This is a genomic window from Nisaea sp., from assembly GCF_039990255.1.
Taxonomy (GTDB): Bacteria; Pseudomonadota; Alphaproteobacteria; order Thalassobaculales; family Thalassobaculaceae; genus Nisaea.
Genome location: NZ_JBDXGG010000018.1, coordinates 1132740 through 1153649 on the forward strand (window position 1 = coordinate 1132740; position 20910 = coordinate 1153649).

General features: G+C 56.3%; 18 protein-coding genes and 2 tRNA genes. 9 read left to right on the forward strand and 11 right to left on the reverse strand.

The genetic code is table 11. From position 1 onward, the window contains the following. Nucleotides 1-83: 83 nt before the first annotated feature. Nucleotides 84-329 carry a helix-turn-helix transcriptional regulator gene (locus ABJ076_RS15600; RefSeq protein ID WP_348184961.1) on the forward strand — a complete coding sequence of 82 codons (246 nt, stop codon included), beginning with the start codon at nt 84-86 and terminating at the stop codon, nt 327-329. Here ABJ076_RS15600 and ABJ076_RS15605 read toward each other — a convergent pair. Then, the gene (locus ABJ076_RS15605) at nt 318-1301 is read right to left on the reverse strand and encodes a DMT family transporter (RefSeq protein WP_348184963.1); all 984 of its coding nucleotides are present in this window, start codon (nt 1299-1301) and stop codon (nt 318-320) included. The genes ABJ076_RS15600 and ABJ076_RS15605 overlap by 12 nt on opposite strands. Nucleotides 1302-1407: 106 nt before the next feature. Here ABJ076_RS15605 and abc-f point away from each other — a divergent pair, with 106 nt between their 5' ends. Both abc-f and ABJ076_RS15615 read left to right on the forward strand, forming a co-directional pair. Continuing rightward, nucleotides 1408-3303: a ribosomal protection-like ABC-F family protein gene (gene abc-f, locus ABJ076_RS15610; protein WP_348184965.1), complete on the forward strand. Its 1896-nt coding sequence runs from the start codon at nt 1408-1410 to the stop codon at nt 3301-3303. An 18-nt stretch (nt 3304-3321) separates the two neighbouring features. Then, on the forward strand, nt 3322-4914 hold the full coding sequence (locus tag ABJ076_RS15615; protein WP_348184967.1) for a rhodanese-like domain-containing protein: 1593 nt from the start codon (nt 3322-3324) through the stop codon (nt 4912-4914). 47 nt (nt 4915-4961) lie between these two features. Here the strand turns inward: ABJ076_RS15615 and metC are convergent, their stop codons facing one another. Next, nucleotides 4962-6176, reverse strand: a complete 1215-nt coding sequence (gene metC / locus ABJ076_RS15620) for a cystathionine beta-lyase (RefSeq protein ID WP_348184969.1) — start codon at nt 6174-6176, stop codon at nt 4962-4964. Between the two features lie 354 nt (nt 6177-6530). Between metC and ABJ076_RS15625 the strand changes: the two genes are divergently transcribed. From ABJ076_RS15625 to ABJ076_RS15640, 4 genes are all read left to right on the forward strand, one after another. Then, entirely contained in the window at nt 6531-7574 is a 1044-nt protein-coding gene (locus ABJ076_RS15625; RefSeq protein WP_348184971.1) for an amino acid ABC transporter substrate-binding protein, read from the forward strand. Nucleotides 7575-7825: 251 nt separating this feature from the next. Then, nucleotides 7826-8860, forward strand: coding sequence for an ABC transporter permease subunit (locus ABJ076_RS15630; protein WP_348184973.1), 1035 nt, complete (start codon nt 7826-7828; stop codon nt 8858-8860). Nucleotides 8861-8863: 3 nt separating this feature from the next. Further along, nucleotides 8864-10219 (forward strand): amino acid ABC transporter permease, encoded by a 1356-nt coding sequence (locus tag ABJ076_RS15635; RefSeq protein WP_348184975.1) that lies wholly within the window; start codon nt 8864-8866, stop codon nt 10217-10219. 57 nt (nt 10220-10276) lie between these two features. Beyond that, nucleotides 10277-11062, forward strand: a complete 786-nt coding sequence (locus ABJ076_RS15640) for an amino acid ABC transporter ATP-binding protein (protein WP_348185915.1) — start codon at nt 10277-10279, stop codon at nt 11060-11062. A 131-nt stretch (nt 11063-11193) separates the two neighbouring features. On the opposite strand, the gene ABJ076_RS15645 is transcribed toward ABJ076_RS15640, so the two are convergent. The 4 genes from ABJ076_RS15645 to ABJ076_RS15660 all read right to left on the reverse strand — a co-directional run bounded on the left by ABJ076_RS15645 (nt 11194) and on the right by ABJ076_RS15660 (nt 14832). After that, a complete protein-coding gene (locus tag ABJ076_RS15645; protein ID WP_348184977.1) occupies nt 11194-12264 on the reverse strand; it encodes a GNAT family acetyltransferase in 1071 nt (356 codons plus the stop codon). An 11-nt stretch (nt 12265-12275) separates the two neighbouring features. Further along, a complete protein-coding gene (gene sseA, locus ABJ076_RS15650) occupies nt 12276-13130 on the reverse strand; it encodes a 3-mercaptopyruvate sulfurtransferase (protein WP_348184979.1) in 855 nt (284 codons plus the stop codon). A gap of 24 nt (nt 13131-13154) precedes the next feature. Then, nucleotides 13155-14156 (reverse strand): cysteine synthase A, encoded by a 1002-nt coding sequence (locus ABJ076_RS15655; protein WP_348184981.1) that lies wholly within the window; start codon nt 14154-14156, stop codon nt 13155-13157. 106 nt (nt 14157-14262) lie between these two features. After that, nucleotides 14263-14832, reverse strand: a complete 570-nt coding sequence (locus ABJ076_RS15660; RefSeq protein ID WP_348184983.1) for a GNAT family N-acetyltransferase — start codon at nt 14830-14832, stop codon at nt 14263-14265. 116 nt (nt 14833-14948) lie between these two features. On the opposite strand from ABJ076_RS15660, the gene ABJ076_RS15665 reads away from it, so the two are divergent. Both ABJ076_RS15665 and ABJ076_RS15670 read left to right on the forward strand, forming a co-directional pair. Then, the gene (locus ABJ076_RS15665; RefSeq protein WP_348197905.1) at nt 14949-15515 is read left to right on the forward strand and encodes a histidine phosphatase family protein; all 567 of its coding nucleotides are present in this window, start codon (nt 14949-14951) and stop codon (nt 15513-15515) included. Then, entirely contained in the window at nt 15512-17104 is a 1593-nt protein-coding gene (locus ABJ076_RS15670; RefSeq protein ID WP_348184985.1) for a CYTH and CHAD domain-containing protein, read from the forward strand. Before ABJ076_RS15665 ends, ABJ076_RS15670 begins: the two co-directional genes overlap by 4 nt. Here ABJ076_RS15670 and ABJ076_RS15675 read toward each other — a convergent pair. From ABJ076_RS15675 to ABJ076_RS15695, 5 genes are all read right to left on the reverse strand, one after another. Next, nucleotides 17093-18193: a CaiB/BaiF CoA-transferase family protein gene (locus ABJ076_RS15675; protein WP_348184987.1), complete on the reverse strand. Its 1101-nt coding sequence runs from the start codon at nt 18191-18193 to the stop codon at nt 17093-17095. The genes ABJ076_RS15670 and ABJ076_RS15675 overlap by 12 nt on opposite strands. 128 nt (nt 18194-18321) lie before the next feature. Next, nucleotides 18322-18396, reverse strand: a tRNA-Asn gene (locus ABJ076_RS15680). A gap of 203 nt (nt 18397-18599) precedes the next feature. Then, nucleotides 18600-18673: transfer RNA gene (locus ABJ076_RS15685), tRNA-Cys, on the reverse strand. 218 nt (nt 18674-18891) lie between these two features. After that, nucleotides 18892-20211, reverse strand: coding sequence for an ATP-binding protein (locus tag ABJ076_RS15690; protein ID WP_348197907.1), 1320 nt, complete (start codon nt 20209-20211; stop codon nt 18892-18894). A gap of 19 nt (nt 20212-20230) precedes the next feature. Next, nucleotides 20231-20779 carry a heme NO-binding domain-containing protein gene (locus tag ABJ076_RS15695; protein WP_348184991.1) on the reverse strand — a complete coding sequence of 183 codons (549 nt, stop codon included), beginning with the start codon at nt 20777-20779 and terminating at the stop codon, nt 20231-20233. Between the last annotated feature and the right edge of the window lie 131 nt (nt 20780-20910).

Consider the following 20910-nt stretch of genomic DNA (forward strand, 5'->3'; position numbering starts at 1 on the left):
CCGCCCCTTTCGGTTCGACGAATTTAATTCTCCGATGCCATCATCTTCGAATGCGCATATAATGCGCTTCTCAAGGAGGCGGTATGACGTCGGGTGAATTTAAAAAGCTCAGAAAGTTCCTGAAGCTCTCGCAGAAGGAAATGGCGGAAGCGCTCGGTCTGAAGCGCCGAATGATCCAGTATTATGAAAAGGGCGAACGAGACGGTGAGTCGCTCGATATACCAAAAGCAGTGGAGTTGGCCTGTTTTGCGCTCGCTGCCGGTGTGCGTGAATACACATTTCTGGGTCCGAAAACCTCGCCAAAGAGAGCTGAGATTTCAGCACTCTGATGGCACTTGAACCTGTCGTCGCCGCACCCGTTCGCGATGCAGGATATAGAGTCCGCTACTGATCACCAGCACAGTCCCGCCCAGGATCCAAAGATCCGGGACATCGCCCCAGACGAAGAACCCAATCAGCACAGCCCAGATCATGCTGGTATATTTGAACGGCGTTACAAATCCGGCTTCGCTATAGCGGAATGCCTCGATCATCAGGAACTGCGCAGCGCCGACGAAAATACTGCTCACACCGAAAAGCAGGATGTGGGGAACCGCAACGGGTTGCCAATCGGTGAATGCATAGCTGGCGAAACCGGAAAGCGTTACGAAACTCATGCCGACAGCCAGCATGGAGAGCGTGGTCTCGGTCCGGTGCATCTTGCGTGTCACGATATCCCGGAAGGATCCCATGACAGTCGCGAACAGAGGCAGCAGCGCCACGGCGGAAAAGGTCTCTGGGGTGGGCTTCACCATGATTAGCACGCCACAAAAACCCACCAGGATCGCCATCCAGCGCCTCCAGCCGACCTGTTCGCCCAGAAGAGGCACGACAAGGGCCGCCGTCACGATAGGACCAGCGAAAGCAATGGCCGTTGCATCGGCAATCGCCATGAGTTTCAGGGCCCAGATGAAGCTGTAGGTACTGAACACAATGATCGCGGCACGGATGAGCTGGAACCGCCAATGGGTGACGTGAAGCTGACGGCGCCGTCCGGTCATGAAGGCGAATCCGAAGATCAGCACCAGAACCAGCACACCACGCAGGGCGATAACCTGTCCCACTGGATAGACATCAGTCAGCCATTTCGCGATCCCGTCATTCAATGTCACCAGGCCGATGCCGCCGGTCATGCAGACAGCACCATACATCCACCCGAGCCTCGGGCTTTCTTCGGAAGAGGCGATTGGTGCTGTGACCGGAGCAACGGCAGAGGCGGGTGAGATCGAGCCCCCTGCGATGATTTCTTTTTTCGGAGACACGGAGAAGTCCTTTGGCAGAGTTCAGACCCTCTACCTATCCTCCTGAATTTGCAAGCGAACTCGCGTGGGATTGGCGTTAGTCGAGGCAAGTGCTATCAGGCGTGCCATGATCCAGATTACAGACATGACTTTCCGCATTGCGGGCCGCACTCTTTTCGACTCCGCATCGGCGACGATCCCGGATGGGCACAAGGTCGGCCTTGTCGGTCGAAACGGCACGGGCAAATCCACCCTGCTGAAACTGCTCACCGACACATATCACCCGGATGGCGGAGATATCTTCGTCAGCGGCGGGCGCGGTGTGGATGACCCGATCGGCATGGTGTCCCAGGAAGCTCCTAGCGGGCCGGACACACCGCTTGAGGTCGTGTTGCGCGCCGACAAGGAGCGGGAGCGGCTGATACAGGAATCCGAAACCACGCAAGACCCGATGCGGATTGCTGAAGTGCAGACGCGGCTTGCCGATATAGGCGCTCATGCCGCGCCGGCCAAAGCTGCGGCGATCTTGGCCGGTCTTGGGTTCGAGGACTCGATGCAATCGCAGCCCATGTCGAGTTTCTCCGGCGGCTGGCGCATGCGCGTCGCGCTGGCGGCGGTGCTGTTCGCGGAACCGGAAATCCTTCTACTTGATGAGCCGACGAACCACCTTGATCTGGAAGCCACTGTCTGGCTGGAGACCTATCTCGCGAAATACCCGAAGACCATGGTGATCGTCAGTCATGACCGAGGCCTGTTGAACAAGGCGGTCGATGCAATATTGCATCTCGAGAACAACCAATTGACCCTCTATCAAGGCGGTTACGACCGGTTCGAGAAAACCCGGGAAGAGCGGCTTGCCCAGGTAGAGGCACAGCGCACCAAACAGTCCGCCCAGCGCAAGCATATGGAAGCCTTCATTGAGAGGTTCCGCTACAAGGCCTCAAAGGCACGTCAGGCACAAAGCCGGATCAAGGCGCTCGAAAAGATGGAGAAGCTGCCGGACGCAGTGAACGATCCGACGACGCGGTTCTCCTTTCCCAATCCGGAAGAGCTGCCGCCGCCTCTGGTGACATTCGATAATGCCAGTGTCGGCTATGAGCCCGGAAAGCCGATCCTGAGTGGGCTTGGCTTGCGAATTGACGGCGATGACCGGATCGGCCTGCTTGGCCGAAACGGTAACGGCAAATCGACACTGGCGAAGCTTATCGCCGGACGGTTGGCGAGATTCGACGGCGAAGAGCACCGTACGGCAAAGCTCCGGGTTGGTTTCTTCGCCCAGCATCAGGTCGAGGACCTCGACCCAGAAGGAACGGCCGCAGATCATATGGCGCGGCTGATGCCGGGGGCGGCTCCGGATAAGGTCCGGGCGCGGCTCGGCGGTGTCGGCCTCGTGCAGGACAAGCAGACCACAAAGTCGAAGCATTTGTCCGGAGGTGAGAAGGCGCGCCTGACTCTGGCCCTGATCACCTATGACAGCCCGCATGTGCTGATCCTCGACGAGCCGACGAACCATCTCGATATCGATGCTCGTGACGCGCTGGTGCAGGCGATGAACGACTATACCGGCGCTGTGATCCTGATTAGCCATGACAGACGCCTGCTGGAGCTCACGGTAGATCGTCTCTGGCTTGTTTCCGGGGGGCGCGTGAAACCCTATGACGGCGATCTCGACGGGTATCGGGATTGGTTGCGTCAGGAAGAGCGGGCCGCGGCCCGCGCGGGGAATGGCTCGGGTGGACCGGAGAAGAAAAATGACCGCAAGCAGGCGCGCAAGGATGCAGCTGAACGCCGCAAGCAAACCGCGGATCTCCGAAAGCGAGCCCGCGAGCTGGAAAAAACCATCGAGAAATTGAACCAGCGTAAAGCCAAACTCGAAGCACAGCTTGCCGATCCAAAGCTGTATGAAGGACCAACATCGGACATGAAGGCGCTGATCCTGAAGAAAGAAGCAGTGAATCAGGAGCTGGAAGCCGTGGAAGCAGAGTGGCTGGAAGCAGAAGCGGCCCTGGAAGAAACAGATTAAAGCGGGAGGAGGGCAGTCATGGCCCGGACGATCAATGCGCGCGAACTTCACGACGCGCTAAACGGAACCGGTGAAATAGCCCTCATTGATGTAAGGCCGGAAGCGATATTTGGTGCAAATCATATCCTTCTCGCCGCCAACATTCCGCTTGGTCTTCTTGAGCTACGCATGGCTGACCGGGTGCCCCGGTTGTCGGTAGCTGTTGTTTTGTGCGATGGCGGTGAGGGGCTTTCGGAGCTTGCCGCTCAACGCCTGGCCGGTCTTGGCTATACGGATCTGAGTATCCTTGAAGGCGGCGTGAACGCCTGGGGAGCCGCAGGTCTGGAGCTTTTCAGCGGGCTCTTTGTGCCAAGCAAAGCCTTCGGCGAATATGTCGAGCACGAATATGAAACTCCTTCGGTCTCCGCCGAGGAACTGCACCAGATGATGGAGCAGGGGGAAAATATGGTGGTGCTGGATTCGCGGCCAATGAGCGAATTCACCATAATGAATATCCCGACCGGTATCGATATGCCCGGCGCGGAACTGGTCTATCGGGTACAGGAAGCAGCGCCCGATCCTGACACCACAATCGTGGTCAACTGCGCTGGTCGGACCCGAAGCATTATCGGGGCCCAGTCTCTGATCAATGCCGGTATCCCGAACAAGGTCGTCGCATTGCGCAATGGCACAATGGGATGGCATCTGGCCGGTTATCAGCTTGAGCATGGCAACATGCGTCCACCGCCACAGGTCAGTCCCGAAGGCGGCAATCTTGCGCGGCAACGGTCCCGTGCTGCGGCCGATCGGTTCGGCGTCCGGCGTGTTGACGCCGCCACTCTCGATCGCTGGAGGTCGGAGAGCGCTGAACGGACCCTCTATGTTCTCGATGTGCGGACCGCAGAGGAATTCGCGGCGGGCCACATCACTGGATCGCGTCATGCGCCGGGTGGCCAGCTTGTTCAGTCGACCGATAGCTTCATGTCGACCCATCGTGCGCGGGTGGTTCTGGTCGATCCGGAGATGGTACGTGCAGATATGTCCGCAAGTTGGCTCAGGCAGCTCGGCTGGGAGGAGGTTTATGTCCTTGAAGCCACGCTTGATAGTCAGAAACTGGAAAGCGGTCCGCGCACATCCATCCTGCTCGGTGACTTGCCAGCTGCAGATCTGATTTCTCCGAAGGACGCACAGAATAAGGTCGCGGCAGGAATTGCATTCGTTGACCTGACACGAAGCCTGGATTACCGGGAGAATCATCCCGAGGGTGCCCGCTGGGGCAAAAGAGAGAGCCTGGCAGGCGATCTTTTGGCGATAGACGCGTCGGAAGTCATCCTGACAGCCGTCGATGTCAGATTAGCCGTCCTGGCGGCTGGCGATCTTGCAGATAGCGGTATTCGCTGCACGGTCATTGATGGCGGTAGCAATGCCTGGGAAGCCGCCGGTCTCCCTATGGCGGCAGGCATGGGCGCGCCACTGGCTGTTTTGGATGACGTCTATATGCGCCCCTATGACAAGGAGGCAGGCAAAGCGGAGATGGAGCGTCGTATGAATGCCTATCTCACCTGGGAAGTTGCCCTGGTCGAGCAGATTGGGCGTGCCGGCGGCATCAGCTTCCGATCTTATCGGACCTGATGAACACACCGGCATCTGCCGTCTGAGGCTGGTTAAACCAGCTCCGGCTATACGAGGGCGGCCATGCGCTCGAAGCCGGCCTCGAGATCCGCAATGAGGTCTTTTTCATCTTCCAGCCCCGCATGAATGCGCAGGAGCTGCCCCGCCTCATCCCATTTAGTCGCTGTGCGGGCCGCGGCCGGGTCGCCCGGAAGGATAAGGCTCTCATAGCCGCCCCAGCTCGCGCCCATGCCATAGAGTTCGAGCCCGTCCAGGAACGCGGCGAGCGCTGATTTGGCGACTGGTTTTAGAACAAAGGCAAATAGCCCACTTGAGCCGGTAAAATCCCGTTTCCAGAGATCATGACCGGGGCAGGAGGGAAGCGCGGGGTGCAGAACCCGATCTACTTCGGGTCGGTCCTGCAGCCATTTGGCCAGCGTAAGGGCCGTCTCTCCGTTCTGTGCGAGTCGCACTGACATTGTCCTGAGGCCGCGTTGTGCCAGATACAGGTCATCCGGTCCGGAGCAGTTACCTTGCATGTAGACCATGTCGCGGATCGCGTCGGCATGAGCGTTCCGGCTGACGATTGCTCCCATCATGATGTCGGAATGACCGCAGATATACTTCGTTACCGCTTCGACAACGATGTCGACACCGTGCTCCAGTGCATTGAAATACAATGCTGTTGCCCAGGTGTTATCCATGATGACGGTCGCATTGTGTTGATGTGCGCTTGCCGCCAGTTTTGGGATATCGGGGACTTCGAACGTCATGGTTCCTGGGGCTTCCAGATAAACGATCTTAGTTTCCGGCCGGATCTGTTCGACGAGCTGTTCCGGTTTCATTGGATCAAAATAGCTAGAATTGACTCCGAACCTCTCAAGGAAGCCGGCTGCGAATTTGCGTGTCGGGAAGTAAACGTTGTCCGCCAGCAGGATGTGATCCCCGGCTGAAACCTGACTGAGGATGGCGCAAGAGATTGCAGCAAGACCGGAAGAGACCGCTATCGCGTCGTCGGCTCCGTATAGAGCTGCAACCGCCTCTTCAAAGGAACGGCTTGTCGGCGTTCCCCGGCGTCCATATCGATATCCGTCGAAACCTGTTTTTCTGGACTCCTCAAGCTTTGCGAGGGTCGGCTTCAAAATCGTGGAAGCATGATAAACTGGCGGGTTGACGACCCCGTGATTGCGGTGCGGAGCGCGCCCTGCATTGGTGACAAGCGTGCGTGTTCGAGTTTTGGAGCCGGTTTTCATCTGATCTCCGAAAGTTTTGGTGGCTGTCATGAAGAATCTGCATTTGAGATTTTATTGTCAAAAAGGCACGGATGTCCGCCGAAAATCCGCACGAGTGACCGTAAGGTCATGGACATTCCTGAACGTTCGGTCCCTCTCGCACTTGCAAAACACCACAACGGCGTGTTGGAATTGTATCTACTGTCACGCAGACTAGCTCCAAGGCAGCCCGTGTTTCGCTCTAGATCAGCGAACTAGAGGCGAAGATAAAAGCCGAGAAGCCGGAAAACGTGATGGTGAACAACGACCGGGATCAACGGGGGCGATCCTAAAGTCTTAGTCAGGGGTATGCAGACCGGGACAACCGGCCGTCGTTAACCGAAACATAACAGGGTGGGTTTCAGGATGAAGAAACTGAGTCTTTTGGGCCTTGGGCTTGGCATGATTGCCAGTCTTGGCTTCACAGCCGAAATGGCGTCCGCGCAAAGCACGCTGGATATTGTGAAGCAGCGCGGACTTTTGCGGTGCCAGGTTGGCACGCCAGCTCCGGGCTTCTACCAGCTCGACGAAAAGGGTGACTGGTACGGCAGTGACGTTGCAGTCTGCCGCGCTATTGCAGCCGCGATCTTCGACGATCCGAGCAAAGTTGAATTCCAGTCCGTAACCAGCGCGGTGCGTTTCACCGCAATGGCCAACGGCGAGTCGGATGTGCTTTCCCGCACCACGACTTGGACGCTGTTCCGCGACACGCAGCTCGGCCTCGATTTCACCGCCGTCAACTTCTATGACGGACAGGGCTTCATGGTCGACAAAGACCTCGGCGTGAGCAGTGCTCTTGAGCTTAAGGGCGCGACCGTTTGCGTGCTGACCGGCACCACGACAGAACTTAACCTGACCGATTTCAGTCGTTCTAATAACCTGGAAATCGAGCCGGTCGTCTTCGAAGATTCGAACGTCCGTGACGATACCTTCGCCAAGGGCGGCTGTGACGCGATCACCAATGACAAGTCCAGCCTTGCTTCCACTCGCGCGAAGTTCCCGGATGCATCCAAGTATGTCGTTCTTCCGGAAACGATTTCCAAGGAGCCGCTTGGCCCGGTCGTTCGCCAGAACGATTCCCAGTGGATGGACATCGTGAAATGGACCGTTTTCGCTCTGGTTCAGGCCGAGGAAATGGGCATCGACAGCACCAACATCATGGATATGGCAGCCAATCCGGCTACTCCGGAAATGGCACGTATGCTCGGTGTTGAGGGTGATCTGAACAAAGGCCTCGGTCTTGAGAAAGACTGGGTTGTTCGCATCATCAAACATATCGGCAACTACGGCGAAGTGTACGAAGAGTACATGGGTAACAAAGGCGAGTTCGCCATTGGTATCCCGCGCGCGGGTAGCCCGAACGCACTGTGGACCGAAGGCGGTCTGATGTACTCCCCGCCGTTCCGGTAAGATATCCAACGCAGCAGGCCCGGTCGAAATTCGACCGGGCCTCTGTCCTTTGGATCACTTAATCTTACGCGGAGATCGGCTATATGGCTGTCGTTGACAGAGGGGCGTCGGGACAGAATTCATCGTTTTCAGTAATTGTAAACGATGAACGTTACCGGTCCGTATTCTACCAAATTCTTGTGTTTGCAGCCGTTATGTGGGCCGGCTGGTACTTATTTACAAACACATCCGAAAATCTTGAAGCGCGCGGGATGAGCTCCGGGTTTGACTTCCTTGGAAGCACCGCCGGATTTTCTATCGCGTTCTCGATCATTCCCTACGAAGCCGGTGACAGTTACCTGTGGGTCTATCTGGTAGGCATCACCAACACGCTTCTGTTGTCGTTTCTCGCTATCGTGGCGACGACACTTCTTGGGTTTTTCATCGGTATTCTGCGGCTTTCCAAAAACTGGATGGTTGCGCAGCTGGCGTCTTGGTACGTCGAAATCTTGCGCAATACGCCGCTGCTTTTGCAAATCCTGTTCTGGTATCTGGCTGTGTTCGCGATTCTGCCGCGCCCGAAGCAGAGCCTGGATGTTCTCGGCCTTGAGGTTTTTCAGCTGAACAACCGGGGATTTTATTTCCCGGCGCCGGTTCCGGGCGAGCTTTTCTGGCTTACGATGGTCACGCTTCTGATCAGCGTGATTGTTGCTTACAGCATCGCTGTTTGGGCCAAAAAACGCCAAAACGCGACCGGACAGAGGTTTCCCGCTTTTTGGACCGGCGTGGGCATTATCGTCGGCGTCCCGTTGCTGATGTTCTTGGTTACCGGTTCACCACTGCAATGGGATATCCCGGTTCTGAAGGGCTTCAACTTTTCTGGTGGATCATCTGTTCCGCCAGCATTCCTGGCCGTTTTCATTGCTCTCGTGATCTACCACGCCTGCTTTATCGCAGAGATGGTGCGGGCCGGAATTCTGTCAGTGAGCCACGGTCAGACCGAAGCATCTTATTCCCTCGGGCTGAAGCCGTCGCTTACGCTGCGGCTGGTTATCATTCCGCAGGCCATGCGGGCCATTGTTCCTCCGCTGATCAGTAACTGGATGAATGTGGTCAAGAACTCGTCCCTGGCAATTGCCGTGGGCTTTCCTGACCTGGTTGCAGTCTTCATGCAGACCTCGCTCAACCAGTCCGGTCATGCGATCGAGATCGTGGCAATGGTGATGTTCTTCTACATGACCGTAAGCCTTACGATTTCCGGGGCACTCAATTACTACAACAAGCTCGTTCAGTTGAAGGAGCGGTGAGCCATGGCAAATCTTGACGTATCTGCTTCCGACATTGTCTTCAATCCGAAACCAAGCTTGCCTCCGCCGCCCAATACCGTGGGTGTTGTGGGTTGGATTCGGAAGAATCTTTTCAGCAGTCCGCTGAATGCCTTTCTGACGATCCTGTCGCTTTACGTGATCTGGGTGGTTGTTTCCAATGCCTTCGAGTGGGCGATCGTAAATGCCGTCTGGGAAGCCAATTCACGTCGTGAATGTCTCGACAAGGTAGGTCTTTCAGGAGCGTGCTGGGCGGGTGTCAGCCATTGGATGAAGAACTTCATCTACGGCCGGTATCCCGATGCGGAAATCTGGCGGATTAATCTCGGTTTCGGAACGCTCATCCTATGGATGCTTCCGTTCTGGCTTCCCCGGGTGACCTCGAAGATCGCCATTGGTGCATCAGCTATTTTGATCGCTCCTTTCCTGCTCGGTTATCTGTTTGCCGGTGGCGAGAAGGGGCTTTTTCTGCAGGTCATGGTCTCTGTTGCGATCACGTCCTTCGTTTTCTGCTGGGCCCATACCATTCTGTCTATGGCTACCGGCAACTCGCTCTGGACATTCATCGTTCAGGCCAGCGGGTTTTCTGCGAAGGCGGAATCCACGCAGAAGTATCCGGTGATCGCTGCCTTTCTGGTTGTGTTCGCCGTAGCTTTTGCTTGGCAAGCCAGCTGGGATATCAGCGGGCAATCAACAAACCTCTGGGGCGGTTTGTTTGTCACTCTGGTGATTTCAGGGATTGGGATTGCGGTCTCGCTGCCGGCCGGCATCGTACTGGCTTTGGGGCGTCGCTCGAAAATGCCGGTCATCCGGGTTTTCTGCGTGTCGTTTATCGAGCTGTTCCGTTCGGTTCCGTTGATCACAGTGCTTTTCATGGCGGTCACCATGGTGCCGCTATTCCTGCCTGAGGCAATCAACCCGGTGAAGATCGTTCAGGCGATCATCGCGGTTTGTATTTTCTCCTCGGCCTATATGGCGGAAACGGTACGTGGCGGTCTTCAGGCAATTCCAAAGGGTCAGTATGAAGCGGCGCAAGCCCTAGGTCTGAACTATTGGAAAATGATGACTCTGATCGTCATGCCGCAGGCCCTGAAACTGATGATTCCGAACATTGTTGGCAGCTTCATCGGCCTTCTGAAGGACACCACACTGGTCTCCATCGTCGGTCTCTATGATCTGCTTCTGATGCTCAAGGCAGTCAGCCAGAACCCGCAATGGAACGGCATTCACACGGAGCCGCTTGTCTTCGGAGCAGCTTTGTATTTCGTTCTCTGTTTCATCATGTCGAAATACAGCCAGCATCTTGAACGGACGCTGGGAGCAGGGCAGGCCGGGAGATAACCCGGTCACGCCCATTTCCTTTTCAGCGTATCGAGCCAAGGAGTTAACAACATGAGCATGGACGCTCAGGTCGAAACAAAACCAACGGTCAAGTCCACCAAGGGCGATGAAGTCGTCATTGAACTTGCCGGCGTTAATAAATGGTACGGCGAGTTTCACGTCCTGAAAGACGTGAATCTCTCGGTCCATCAGGGTGAGAAGATCGTTATCTGCGGCCCGTCTGGGTCCGGTAAATCGACACTTATCCGCTGCATCAACCGTCTGGAAGAGCATCAGGGCGGCGATATCATCGTCAACGGCGTGACGCTCGACAATAACCTGAAGAACATCGACGCGATCCGCAGCGATGTTGGCATGGTGTTCCAGAGCTTCAACCTGTTCCCGCATCTGACAGTGCTGGAAAATTGCACGCTGGCTCCGATCTGGGTGAAGCAGACGCCGAAGGCGCAAGCTGAAGAGCTGGCGATGGAATATCTGAAGCGTGTGAAGATCCCGGAGCAGGCCGGAAAATATCCGGGTCAGCTTTCGGGCGGTCAGCAGCAGCGTGTCGCCATTGCGCGTTCACTCTGCATGAACCCGCAGATCATGCTGTTCGATGAGCCGACTTCGGCTCTCGACCCAGAAATGATTTCCGAGGTGCTGGACGTGATGGTCGAGCTCGCAGAATCCGGCATGACCATGCTGGTGGTGACCCACGAGATGGGCTTTGCCAAGCGGGTGGCCGATCGCGTGATCTTCATGGATTACGGAGAGATCGTCGAACAGAACACACCAGAAGAGTTCTTCACGAACCCGCGTTCTGATCGTACAAAACTGTTCCTAAGCCAGATCCTGGCGCACTAACCCACAAGCCCGGGCCTATATGGTCGGGGCTTACAAAGTCTGGGAGGGGGGGACTAACGGGGGACCCTCCGGAAGGGCGCGCTGCGAGAATTCGCGCGCGCCCTTCGCATTTCTAACTCATGGAGTTGAGGTCAGCGCGCGGCACCGTCGGCCAAAGGAAGCTTTTCGGCTGCCGCATGATCAAGGAACAGGCTGTTCGGCGCGTGCCCGCGTTCCGAAGAGCGCGGAGGGAGCGGAAGCCCGGCGAGCCGCGGGTCTGGCAAGATCTCGACCTCCCGTGCGTAGGGCACGAACCCGGCTCTCCGGTAATTACCGAGGGCGCGGGGGTGATCGAGGTCACAGGTATGGACCCAGACGCGTTTTGTTTCCGGCTGCCATGCGAGATCTATTGCCGCGTCGATGAAATAGCGCCCGATCCCGATCCCGATGAAGCCAGGCAACAAGCCAAAATAGGACAGCTCCACGTCCTTGCCATTCTCGCTGCGCTCAAGCTCACAGAACCCCGCGGGCTCTCCATCCACACTCAGCAGGTAATATTCGGCTCCTGCGCGTGAGAGGGTTGCTGCCAGCGTTTCGTCATCCATGATCCGGCGAGACACCCAGGTCCAATCGCCGCCTACCCCATCATAGAGGAACCGGTAGAATCGGACGCTGGGGATGGTCATCCGTTCCAGCACGATCCGTTTACCGATCTCCGGCGGTTGAGCCGGTTCCCGGTCTGGTCTGGAAAGCATTTCGAGATGAAGCACCATCGTCTCGACTTGTCCGTTCTGCCAATCCGGTACCGGGGCAAAACGCTTCGCCATCACAAGGCGATCTTCCTCGACATATCCGAGCCGCTTATAAAAGTCTTTCACCTTGGTATTGGCTGACCTGATCATGAGCTGGGCCTTGCCGACACCGCGCTCTTTCAACCATTCCTCGGCGGCGGACATGATTTCCCGGCCAAGACCGCCGGTCTGCAAGCGTGGATCCACCCCGACATAATAATACCAGCCGCGATGCCCGTCATGACCGACCATGACAGTGGCAACAAGTTCCTGGCCATCAAACCCGAGCAAAATCTCCGCATTAGAACTGGACCGACAGAACTTGATATCTGCGAATGGATCGTTGTGCGGCACAGTGAGGCCAGCCGCACCCCAAAGGGCAATAACGGACGCTATATCGCCGTCCGCAACCGGACGCACGTGCAAAGCCACACTGGCCTCCTTCAGGATGTTTCGACTGGCGTTTCCGGGTGCGCACCCCACTCGCTCCAGGAACCGTCATAAACGGCGACGTCTTCCTTGCCGACAAGATATAGGCCGAGCGACAGGATGCAGGCGGTTACACCGGACCCGCAGGTCGTCGAGACGGGTTGTGCGAAATCAAGGCCCAGATCGGACTCGAAACGGCTACGCAAGGCGCCTGCAGGCAGGAACGTCTTGTCCGAGTTCAACAGGGTTCCGAATGGCATGCTGAGGCTGCCTGGGATGTGACCACTGCGCAGCCCTGCCCGGGGCTCGGGAGCTGTACCGGCAAAGCGTTCAGCGGCACGGGCGTCAAGAACAGACCGGGTGCCGCTGTCGATATTTTCGCTGAGGGCCTGAAGGTCAGTGACCAGTGCTTTGCGGAAGGTCGCGGTGAATTTGGCCGTTGGGTGTGTTTCCGCGCCGGATGTCACAGGCCGGTCTTCGGCCAGCCATTTTGGCAATCCACCATTCAGTACAGCGACATTGTCATGACCGAACAGCCGGAACATCCACCAGACCCGGGCGGCGCTCATCATGCCGTAGACATCGTAGACGACGACGAGGTCATCGTTCGAGATCCCCATCGCGCCGACCTTCGCCGCAAATGTCCCGGCATCCGGGATCATATGGGGCAGGCTGGCTGCGGGGTCTTTTACATCATCGATATCGAACCGCACGGCCCCAGGGATGTGCTTTTCGAGATACTCCGTGTCGGCATTGCGATCTATCCCAGGCAGATGATAGCTGGCATCGAGGATCTTGACCGCCGGATTACCGGTATTCTCTGCCAGCCAAGCTGTCTCGACGAGCGCTTCTGGGTTCTTGTATTCCATTGTCGTTCCTCCCGCTCCGGGCCTTCAGGCCAGCCAGCTCGGCACCGGCAATCCTTTTTCTTTCAGGAATTCCGGATTGAAAATCTTGGTCTGATAGCGGTGCCCCCAGTCGCACAGAATGGTCACGATGGTATGTCCTGGACCCATTTGTTTGGCGAGCTTTACGGCGCCGGCGACATTGATGCCGGTTGAGCCGCCCATGCAAAGGCCTTCTTCCATCAGCAGCTTGAATACCACATCAAGCGCTTCCTCGTCCGTCACCTGGAAGGGGGCATCGACCGTTATGCCTTCCAGATTTTTTGTGATCCGGCCCTGACCGATTCCTTCGGTGATCGAGCCGCCCTCGGATTTGAGCTCACCATGGGCGTAGTGGTTGAAGATGGCTGATCCCATCGGGTCCGCCAGGCCAATGGTGACATTCGGATTGCGCTCTTTCAGGGCCATGCTGACGCCACCGATGGTCCCGCCGCTGCCGACGGAACAGATGAAGCCATCGACCTTTTCGTCAGTCTGCTCCCAGATCTCCGGGCCGGTTGTGGTGTAGTGGCCATGGCGGTTGGCGACATTGTCGAACTGGTTGGCCCAGATAGCGCCATTCGGCTCGCTCGCCGCGATTTCTTCGGCCAGACGGCCTGAGTACCGCACGTAATTGTTCGGGTCTTTGTAAGGGGCTGCAGGAACCAGCCGGAGATCCGCGCCGACGAGGCGCAGCATGTCTTTTTTCTCCTGGCTCTGAGTTTCCGGCATCACAATCACGGAGCGATAGCCGAGGGCGTTGCCGACGAGAGCAAGGCCGATTCCGGTGTTACCGGCAGTCCCTTCAACAATCACGCCGCCAGGACGCAGATCTCCACGTTCTTCGGCATCGCGAATGATCGCCAGCGCCGCACGGTCTTTTACCGACCCGCCGGGATTGAGGAACTCGGCTTTGCCGAGGATGGTGCAGCCGGTTTCCTCCGACGCGCGCTTCAGTTTGATCAGCGGGGTATTGCCGATTGTGCCGACGAAGCCATCGCGAATTTGCATTCTTTTTCTCCGGTATTACGTGCGGGCCATCAGGCTCCGAACTTAGTGTTCGAACCGTTCGCTTACCAGTTCGTATGCCTTTAATGTGAGCGGCCGGGTGCGGATTTCACAGTTTCTGTTCCTGCATGGATCGGCGCAGAGAAGATCCGGCAAGGCGATAGAGGATTTTATCGCTCTTCAACAATGGGCCGAGCTTTTCATAAAAGGCCGTCGCTTTCTCGTTCCAGGGATCTGCTGTCCAGTCGATTTGCTCGACACCGCACTCTTCCGCCTGGCGTACCAGTTCGGCCATCAGGCCTGCGCCTACGCCGGATGCACGAGCTCGACGCGTCACGAAAAGATCCTGAATGAAAAAACTACGCTGGCAGCTGGCGAGAGCGAAGACTTCGGTATAAGCGATAAATCCCTGCAACCCGGCCGTTGTCTCGGCGACCAATACCTTCAGATTGCTCTCGCGCTCGAAAAGCTCCTCAGCCATCTTGTGCGCCATATAGGAGCGCTGGTTTCGCGCCGGCAGGCCATAAAAAGCCAGGAGTTCCTGAGCGAGGAGCGCTAGCCCATCAACGTCCTTTGGATCGAGCGGACGGATATCGGCTACTTTCCTTGAGGCCGCGCTATTGCTTTCCGCGGCAGGGTCGATGAGCGCGGCATGGTGAGGTGTCGTTTCGGCGCTCATCTAAATTTCCACTGGATAAACAGGGTGCGGTTCGTGCCAACCGCTTCGTTTGACCTTGGCGGCAGAGCTCGACGCTGTCAATTTAGCGCTTGGTAAAAGGGGCCTAAACTGAGGCGGTGCCGAAGAATGACAGACGATTGTCCTCAGAACACCGGAGTTGCCTGGTGAGCAAAACGCTGTTGCTGTTGCGTCACGCCAAGTCCAGCTGGAGCTCTCTGGCCGACAGCGACTTCGAGAGGCCGTTGAACCGGCGCGGCGAACGGTCGGCGGCGGTTGTGGGCATAATGATGAAGCAGGAGAAGATTTTTCCGGACCTCGTTCTCTGTTCATCGGCCCGCCGGACTTTGCAGACCCGAGACATTATTCGCCCTTATTTACCTCGCAATTGCCCGGTTGAGGAATCCTCCCGGATTTATGAAGCAAGCGTGAGGGATGTTTTTACGGTTCTGTCCGAGTTTCCGGACAATGTTCAAGAACCCTTGGTTATCGGGCACAATCCCGGCCTGGAACAATTGACCCTGTCTCTGTGCGGCACAGTGGGAGGTGAAGAGCTGTACCGCGTGCAGGAGAAGTTTCCGACTGGCGCTTTGGCGACAATTGAGCTGGCTATCGACGCTTGGAAAGACATCGCGCCCGGAAAAGGGCAGCTACGTCGCTTTGTGGTTCCAAAGGATCTCGTATGAGTAAGAAAGCTGTGCCCCTGCCGACAGAATCGGAATTGCGGCTCGCGGTTTCTGGGAAATGGGGGAATAGGCTCAAGCGACTGCCATTGCTGGTCAAGTCAGCAAGCGAGAGGGCGAAGACGACCCATCTGAAGTCGACATATTTTGACACGCCGGACAAAGAGCTTGCTGGTGTCGGCATTAATTTGCGGATCCGGGAAATGGGGCGCCGCAAACTGCAAACCCTGAAGATTGGTAGCGGCTGGCAGGCGGGCATCACGAAACGGATAGAGATCGAAGGCTGGGTGAGCGGCGAAGAGCCGACCCTTGACCTTATTCATGTCCCAGAAATTCGCGATTTGCTTACCCGGGGCGGGCTATGGGAGCGGTTGGTGCCCGCTTTTGTAACGGACTTCAGGAGAACCTGTCGTCTTTTGAGATATAACGGGCGGTTCGGCAATGCCCTTGTTTCAGCTGATCTCGATATCGGGGAGATTCGCTCCGGCACTCGGAAAATGGCTGTTTGTGAGCTGGAACTTGAGCTGAAGGACGGTGCACCAACCACGTTGTTCGAGTTGGCGTGTGCGATCAACGAAGATGTTCCGGTCCGCATCGAGTATCGCGGAAAGGCGACGAGGGCAGGGGAATTACAAAACGCACAGGAGCCGAAGCCGGTCAAAGGGCGGCGGCCTAAGTTGGTACAGGCAAGCCGAATCAATGAATCGGCCGTTGCGATCCTGAAGGCTTGTCAGACGCAGATCGCTGCGAATGAATTTCCGATTCTCGAGAGTATGGCTCCCGAAGGCCCACATCAAATGCGGGTGGCGGTGCGCCGGTTAAGAGCCGCGCTCGGTATGTTCAGGGCATTCGCCGATAAGGAGTTGATTGACGGCGTCCGTGAAGAGGGAAAATGGCTCGCAGGCTCCCTCGGTCAGGCGCGGGAATGGGACGTCTATATCGCGGATCTGCATGAACCCGTCGAAGCCGCTCTCGGTGTAGACTTTCCGGCTTTGAGGGAACTTCGGGCACTTGCCGAGGCCCGGCAGGAGGTTGGCTACAGAGACGCCCGGGCAGCTGTTGCATCTTCCCGGTTTACTTCTTTCCAGCTGCACCTTGGTCTGTTGATAGAAACGCTGACAAGTTCACAGAAAAAGGGTGCTTTCGACCATCTTGCCCGGAGCGAGGAATTTGCCGCCTCTATGCTGGAGAAACGCTATCGCAAGGTTCGAAGAATGGGGCGAACGGCGCTCCGGGGGAATACTGTCGCAAAACATGACCTCCGGCTTGAAATGAAAAAAATGCGCTATGCATCGGAATTCTTCGCGTCCCTGTTCGAGCCAAGAAAAGCCAAGATCTTTTCCAAGTCTGCTGCCCGTTTGCAGGATCTGCTCGGCTACGCGAACGACTACGCCGTGTGCATTCAGCAAATGGAGACTCTTGTTGCCCCGGAAGCCGGAGCGAACATGCGGGACCTGATGAAGGCGTCGGGAATTGTCATTGGCTGGCATGGTGCGGAAATGGCCCGCGCCGATCATGAGATCGAAGATGCATGGAACCGGTTTCTGGATGCTGGGCGATTCTGGCCAAAACCAAATCGCTCAGCGATTTGATGCGTCACCTTTGAGTTCGGCAAGGATTTCAGCTGTGTGCTGGCCTCTGTAAGGACTTGGTGGCGCGGGTGCCGGTTTCTTGCCATCGAATCGAGGCGCCGCTGCTGCCTGCAACCGTCCGTCCGTAGTCTGCCAAACCCCGCGTGCTGCCATATGGGGATCGGCCTTGGCGTCATCTGGCGAGAGTACCGGACCGACACAGGCATCGCTGCCATCGAAGAGTGCTAACCAATGCGCACGCGATTGACCGGCGAACAGATCGGTAAGGCGCGCGCTGAGATCTGGCCAAAGGGACTTCTCGAACTGCTGTTCGAATTCTGCATCACCTGCAAGTCCCAAGCGCTCCAGAAAGATCTTGTAAAACTTCGGCTCCAGACACTGAACGGAGAGAAACAGGCCGTCGTCACATTGATATGTGCGGCTCCAATGTGGCCCGTCCAGCAGGCTGTGCCCCCGTTCGGTAGCGAAAGAGCCTGCAGCGCGAAGCGACATCAGCAGATTCATCATATGCGCCGAGCCGTCGACAATAGCGGCATCCACAACGGTACCCCGGCCGGTAGCACGGGCTTTTAACAGGGCGGATAGCATGCCGATCACGAGATAAAGACCGCCGCCGCCTATATCGCCGACAAGGGTTGGGGGAGGGAAAGGCGTAGCGCCTGCCGGAGAGGCATACCAGAGCGCCCCTGACAGTCCGATATAGTTCAGGTCATGACCGGCTTCGCGGGCTTTGGGGCCGGCCTGCCCCCATCCCGTCATGCGGCCATAGACAAGTCGTGATTGCTCCGCGAAACACTCATCCGGTCCCAACCCCAATCTTTCCATTACACCGGGTCGAAACCCCTCTATCAGCCCGTCGGCCCCTCTCAGCAAGGCTTTCAGGGTAATGATATCCTCCGGCGCTTTGAGATCGAGGGCGATTGAGCGCTTGCCCCGGTCGAGCAGGTTATTGTCGCTCTTACCTGGAGCATCCGCTGGGGCCTTGCGGTGCACAGTGATTACGTCAGCGCCAAGGTCGGCAAGCAGCATGGCGGCGAATGGAGCGGGGCCTATAGCCTCAATCTCGATGATACGGACATCAGACAACATGTGCGGTATCCAGCTGTTCGGGCATGGGGACACATGGTCGCTGTATTGCGAACCCGCGGCAATGCTGAGAAGGTTTTTGCTGAACAACAAAAAACGGCCGAAACCAAAGTTTCGACCGTTCTTGTTATTGGCTCCCCGGGACGGATTCGAACCGCCGGCCAAGCGATTAACAGTCGCTTGCTCTACCGCTGAGCTACCGGGGATCAGCAGCTCGCCGAGGTGTTTGCCCCGACGAGGTGGCGGTATATAGCAGCGCTTTTCTGAGAGTGCAAACGCGAAACGTAACGTTTTGCCGATTTTCGTGAGAGCATTTTGGATGGCGCGTTCTCACGCCCGAAAACAGGCACTGAAGGCCGCAACGGTACCGAGGTCTTCTGGACTATCGACGAAATCTTGGAAGGGAAGTTGGAGGCCCGGGCCGGAATCGAACCGACGTACAAGGATTTGCAGTCCTCTGCATCACCACTCTGCCACCGGGCCAACAGGGCGCGATTGGTAGCCTCGGTGCCATCATCCGTCAATGCATTTATAGTGCTTTTCTTTCTCTAATGAGTGCCAGCTCAGCTGAGACCCAAAAAAATTTCCAATAGATAGTGGCTGTGTGACCGTTCTTACCCTGGCCCGGCAAAAGTGTTCACTCTATCAATGTAAAGTGTTCGCTCTATCAATGTGACGGAAGTGCCGGTAGCGAATCCGGGTTACGCCAAGGGCAGACTGATTTTGAAGCCGGCCCCTCCAAGCTTACTTTTTTGGTATTCGAATTCACCCTGATGCTCCTCGACAATGATGCGGTGGCAGATGGCAAGCCCTTGCCCGGTTCCCCTGCCTGGCGCTTTTGTCGTGAAGAAAGGATCGAAAACCTTATCGACTAGTGCTTCAGGTACACCCGGTCCGGTATCTTCAATCAAGACCGAAACCTCTTGCGCTGTTGCCCCCACAGATATCTGGATGTGATCCAGAATTGCCGCACTCGGGTCTCGATTATCTGCAATCGCTTGCGCTGAGTTAACTATCAGGTTGAGCAGGACTTGTTTAATGCCATCCGAACGTATCGGTACCGGGGGAATGTTATCAGGAGCCTTGATTTCCAAGGTCGACACATATTTCCATTCGTTCTTTGATATAACTGACGCGCTGTTTGCCAGATCGACAATATTTGCAGGCTCAAGCTTTTCGCCGCTTGGGTGGCTGTAGAGCCTGACAGCGTTGACGATATTGGCAATTTGTCCGGTCCCTTCGAGTGCCTGTGAGATTGCCCGGGGCACCTCCTCGCGCAGGAAGTCGGTATCGAATTCAGCTTGAATGCCCTTCATCACCTCGCTTGCATCCGGGACGGCTTCTAGCTTTTCGGACATGGTATCGAGTGCGCCGAACATGTCGTCGAATCCATCTTGCAGGAAACGAAGATTGTCGGAGATATATTGGGTCGGGGTGTTGATCTCATGTGCGATTCCGCCGGCAAGAGTACCGAGTGCCTCCTGCTTGTTGGCGACCATGAGTTGCTGCTCGAGCTGTCGGCGTCCAGTCAAGTCGCGGATATTTATTGGCCGTCCCATCGAAGAGAGAGGTTCGGGCTTGATTGCGAGGATTCTGCCATCCCCAGTCGTGACTTCGATCACGTCCTGGTCTTCAATGACATCGAAGACACCATCGATTTCTTCCGCAAGATGCCCGTTCTCACGCGTTATTCGGACAGGATTGCAGGCTTCGATCACCTGTTTGATCGAATAGTTCTTGATGTCGGTTTTTACCGGAATGTTAAAGTGATTCAAAACCGCTGTGTTCCAGAACACCATCTCGCATTCGAGCCCGATGATCGCGAAACCGTCCTTCATGATCGAGAGCGTTTCCTTCAGCATCCGAAGGTTACTTTCCGCAACTTCCCGAGCATGAAACAGCTCAACACTTTTTGTGTTCAAAAGTTGTTCTGCTTCCTCGCGGGCTTTTGTCTCGCGGGCAAGCTTACGTTCGAGAAGGGAAACTTTCTCAAGCGGATCGGCAACATGTTCGTTCGACATAGTCATTCCTCTTCCACCGTTAGTTCAAACGGGTCAGGCGAAAACTGGCATTGAAGACAAGAGCTTCGTTTGCCAGATCGAGGCGTTCCACCTGAATGGGTTCGTTGAAATGCTCGATGCACCCTTCGATCAACCCGTGGCACACATGCCCCAAACCGCGTTCCGAGGTATAGTTCAGGAGGAGGCTTTCCGCAGATTCGTCCGTAACAATGATTTTCGGTAAATCAGCGTCCGGGTAAAGCGTCCTGACCTGAGTGTGGATCACGCCGTGAATAGCATGCAGGAGTTCGAAACACCCCGCATAAGGAGCGACAAAGGTAGGATGTGCGTTAAGCAGGCGGCCGAATAGAAAGCGCCCGAATACCATTTGCAGGGAGATGGCATCCACGCCGGTTTCAGAAGAGAGGCTTAGAACAAGCCGGACCATCTCTTCATGCGAATAGGTTGCGACCCGGCTGTAACTGCCACCAGAGGGTAATTCTGGGTCGCTGAGAATAGCGTCAGCGGTTGCCAAGCCGAATTGATCTTCAACAAGATTGATAAACTCAACAAAGATCTCTCCCTTCATTTTACTCCTCCTGATTGATCAAAACGACCTATTTGAATGTTGTCCGGTCCGTTGAAGTGCTGCCTGAGCTCAGCTCAGCAAATGAATGATCCTTGTTTGATCTTAAGTTTCGGTTCACGGTGTCCTGACAA

Coding starts and splice junctions, on each gene's coding strand:
- ABJ076_RS15600 (WP_348184961.1), top strand. CDS start 84: ATGACGTCGGGTGAATTTAAAAAGCTCAGAAAGTTCCTGAAGCTCTCG.
- sseA (WP_348184979.1), bottom strand. CDS start 13,130: ATGGAATACAAGAACCCAGAAGCGCTCGTCGAGACAGCTTGGCTGGCA.
- ABJ076_RS15670 (WP_348184985.1), top strand. CDS start 15,512: ATGAGTAAGAAAGCTGTGCCCCTGCCGACAGAATCGGAATTGCGGCTC.
- abc-f (WP_348184965.1), top strand. CDS start 1,408: ATGATCCAGATTACAGACATGACTTTCCGCATTGCGGGCCGCACTCTT.
- ABJ076_RS15630 (WP_348184973.1), top strand. CDS start 7,826: ATGAGCTCCGGGTTTGACTTCCTTGGAAGCACCGCCGGATTTTCTATC.
- ABJ076_RS15640 (WP_348185915.1), top strand. CDS start 10,277: ATGGACGCTCAGGTCGAAACAAAACCAACGGTCAAGTCCACCAAGGGC.
- ABJ076_RS15615 (WP_348184967.1), top strand. CDS start 3,322: ATGGCCCGGACGATCAATGCGCGCGAACTTCACGACGCGCTAAACGGA.
- ABJ076_RS15655 (WP_348184981.1), bottom strand. CDS start 14,156: ATGCAAATTCGCGATGGCTTCGTCGGCACAATCGGCAATACCCCGCTG.
- ABJ076_RS15675 (WP_348184987.1), bottom strand. CDS start 18,193: ATGTTGTCTGATGTCCGTATCATCGAGATTGAGGCTATAGGCCCCGCT.
- ABJ076_RS15625 (WP_348184971.1), top strand. CDS start 6,531: ATGAAGAAACTGAGTCTTTTGGGCCTTGGGCTTGGCATGATTGCCAGT.
- ABJ076_RS15690 (WP_348197907.1), bottom strand. CDS start 20,211: ATGTCGAACGAACATGTTGCCGATCCGCTTGAGAAAGTTTCCCTTCTC.
- ABJ076_RS15695 (WP_348184991.1), bottom strand. CDS start 20,779: ATGAAGGGAGAGATCTTTGTTGAGTTTATCAATCTTGTTGAAGATCAA.
- ABJ076_RS15660 (WP_348184983.1), bottom strand. CDS start 14,832: ATGAGCGCCGAAACGACACCTCACCATGCCGCGCTCATCGACCCTGCC.
- metC (WP_348184969.1), bottom strand. CDS start 6,176: ATGACAGCCACCAAAACTTTCGGAGATCAGATGAAAACCGGCTCCAAA.
- ABJ076_RS15635 (WP_348184975.1), top strand. CDS start 8,864: ATGGCAAATCTTGACGTATCTGCTTCCGACATTGTCTTCAATCCGAAA.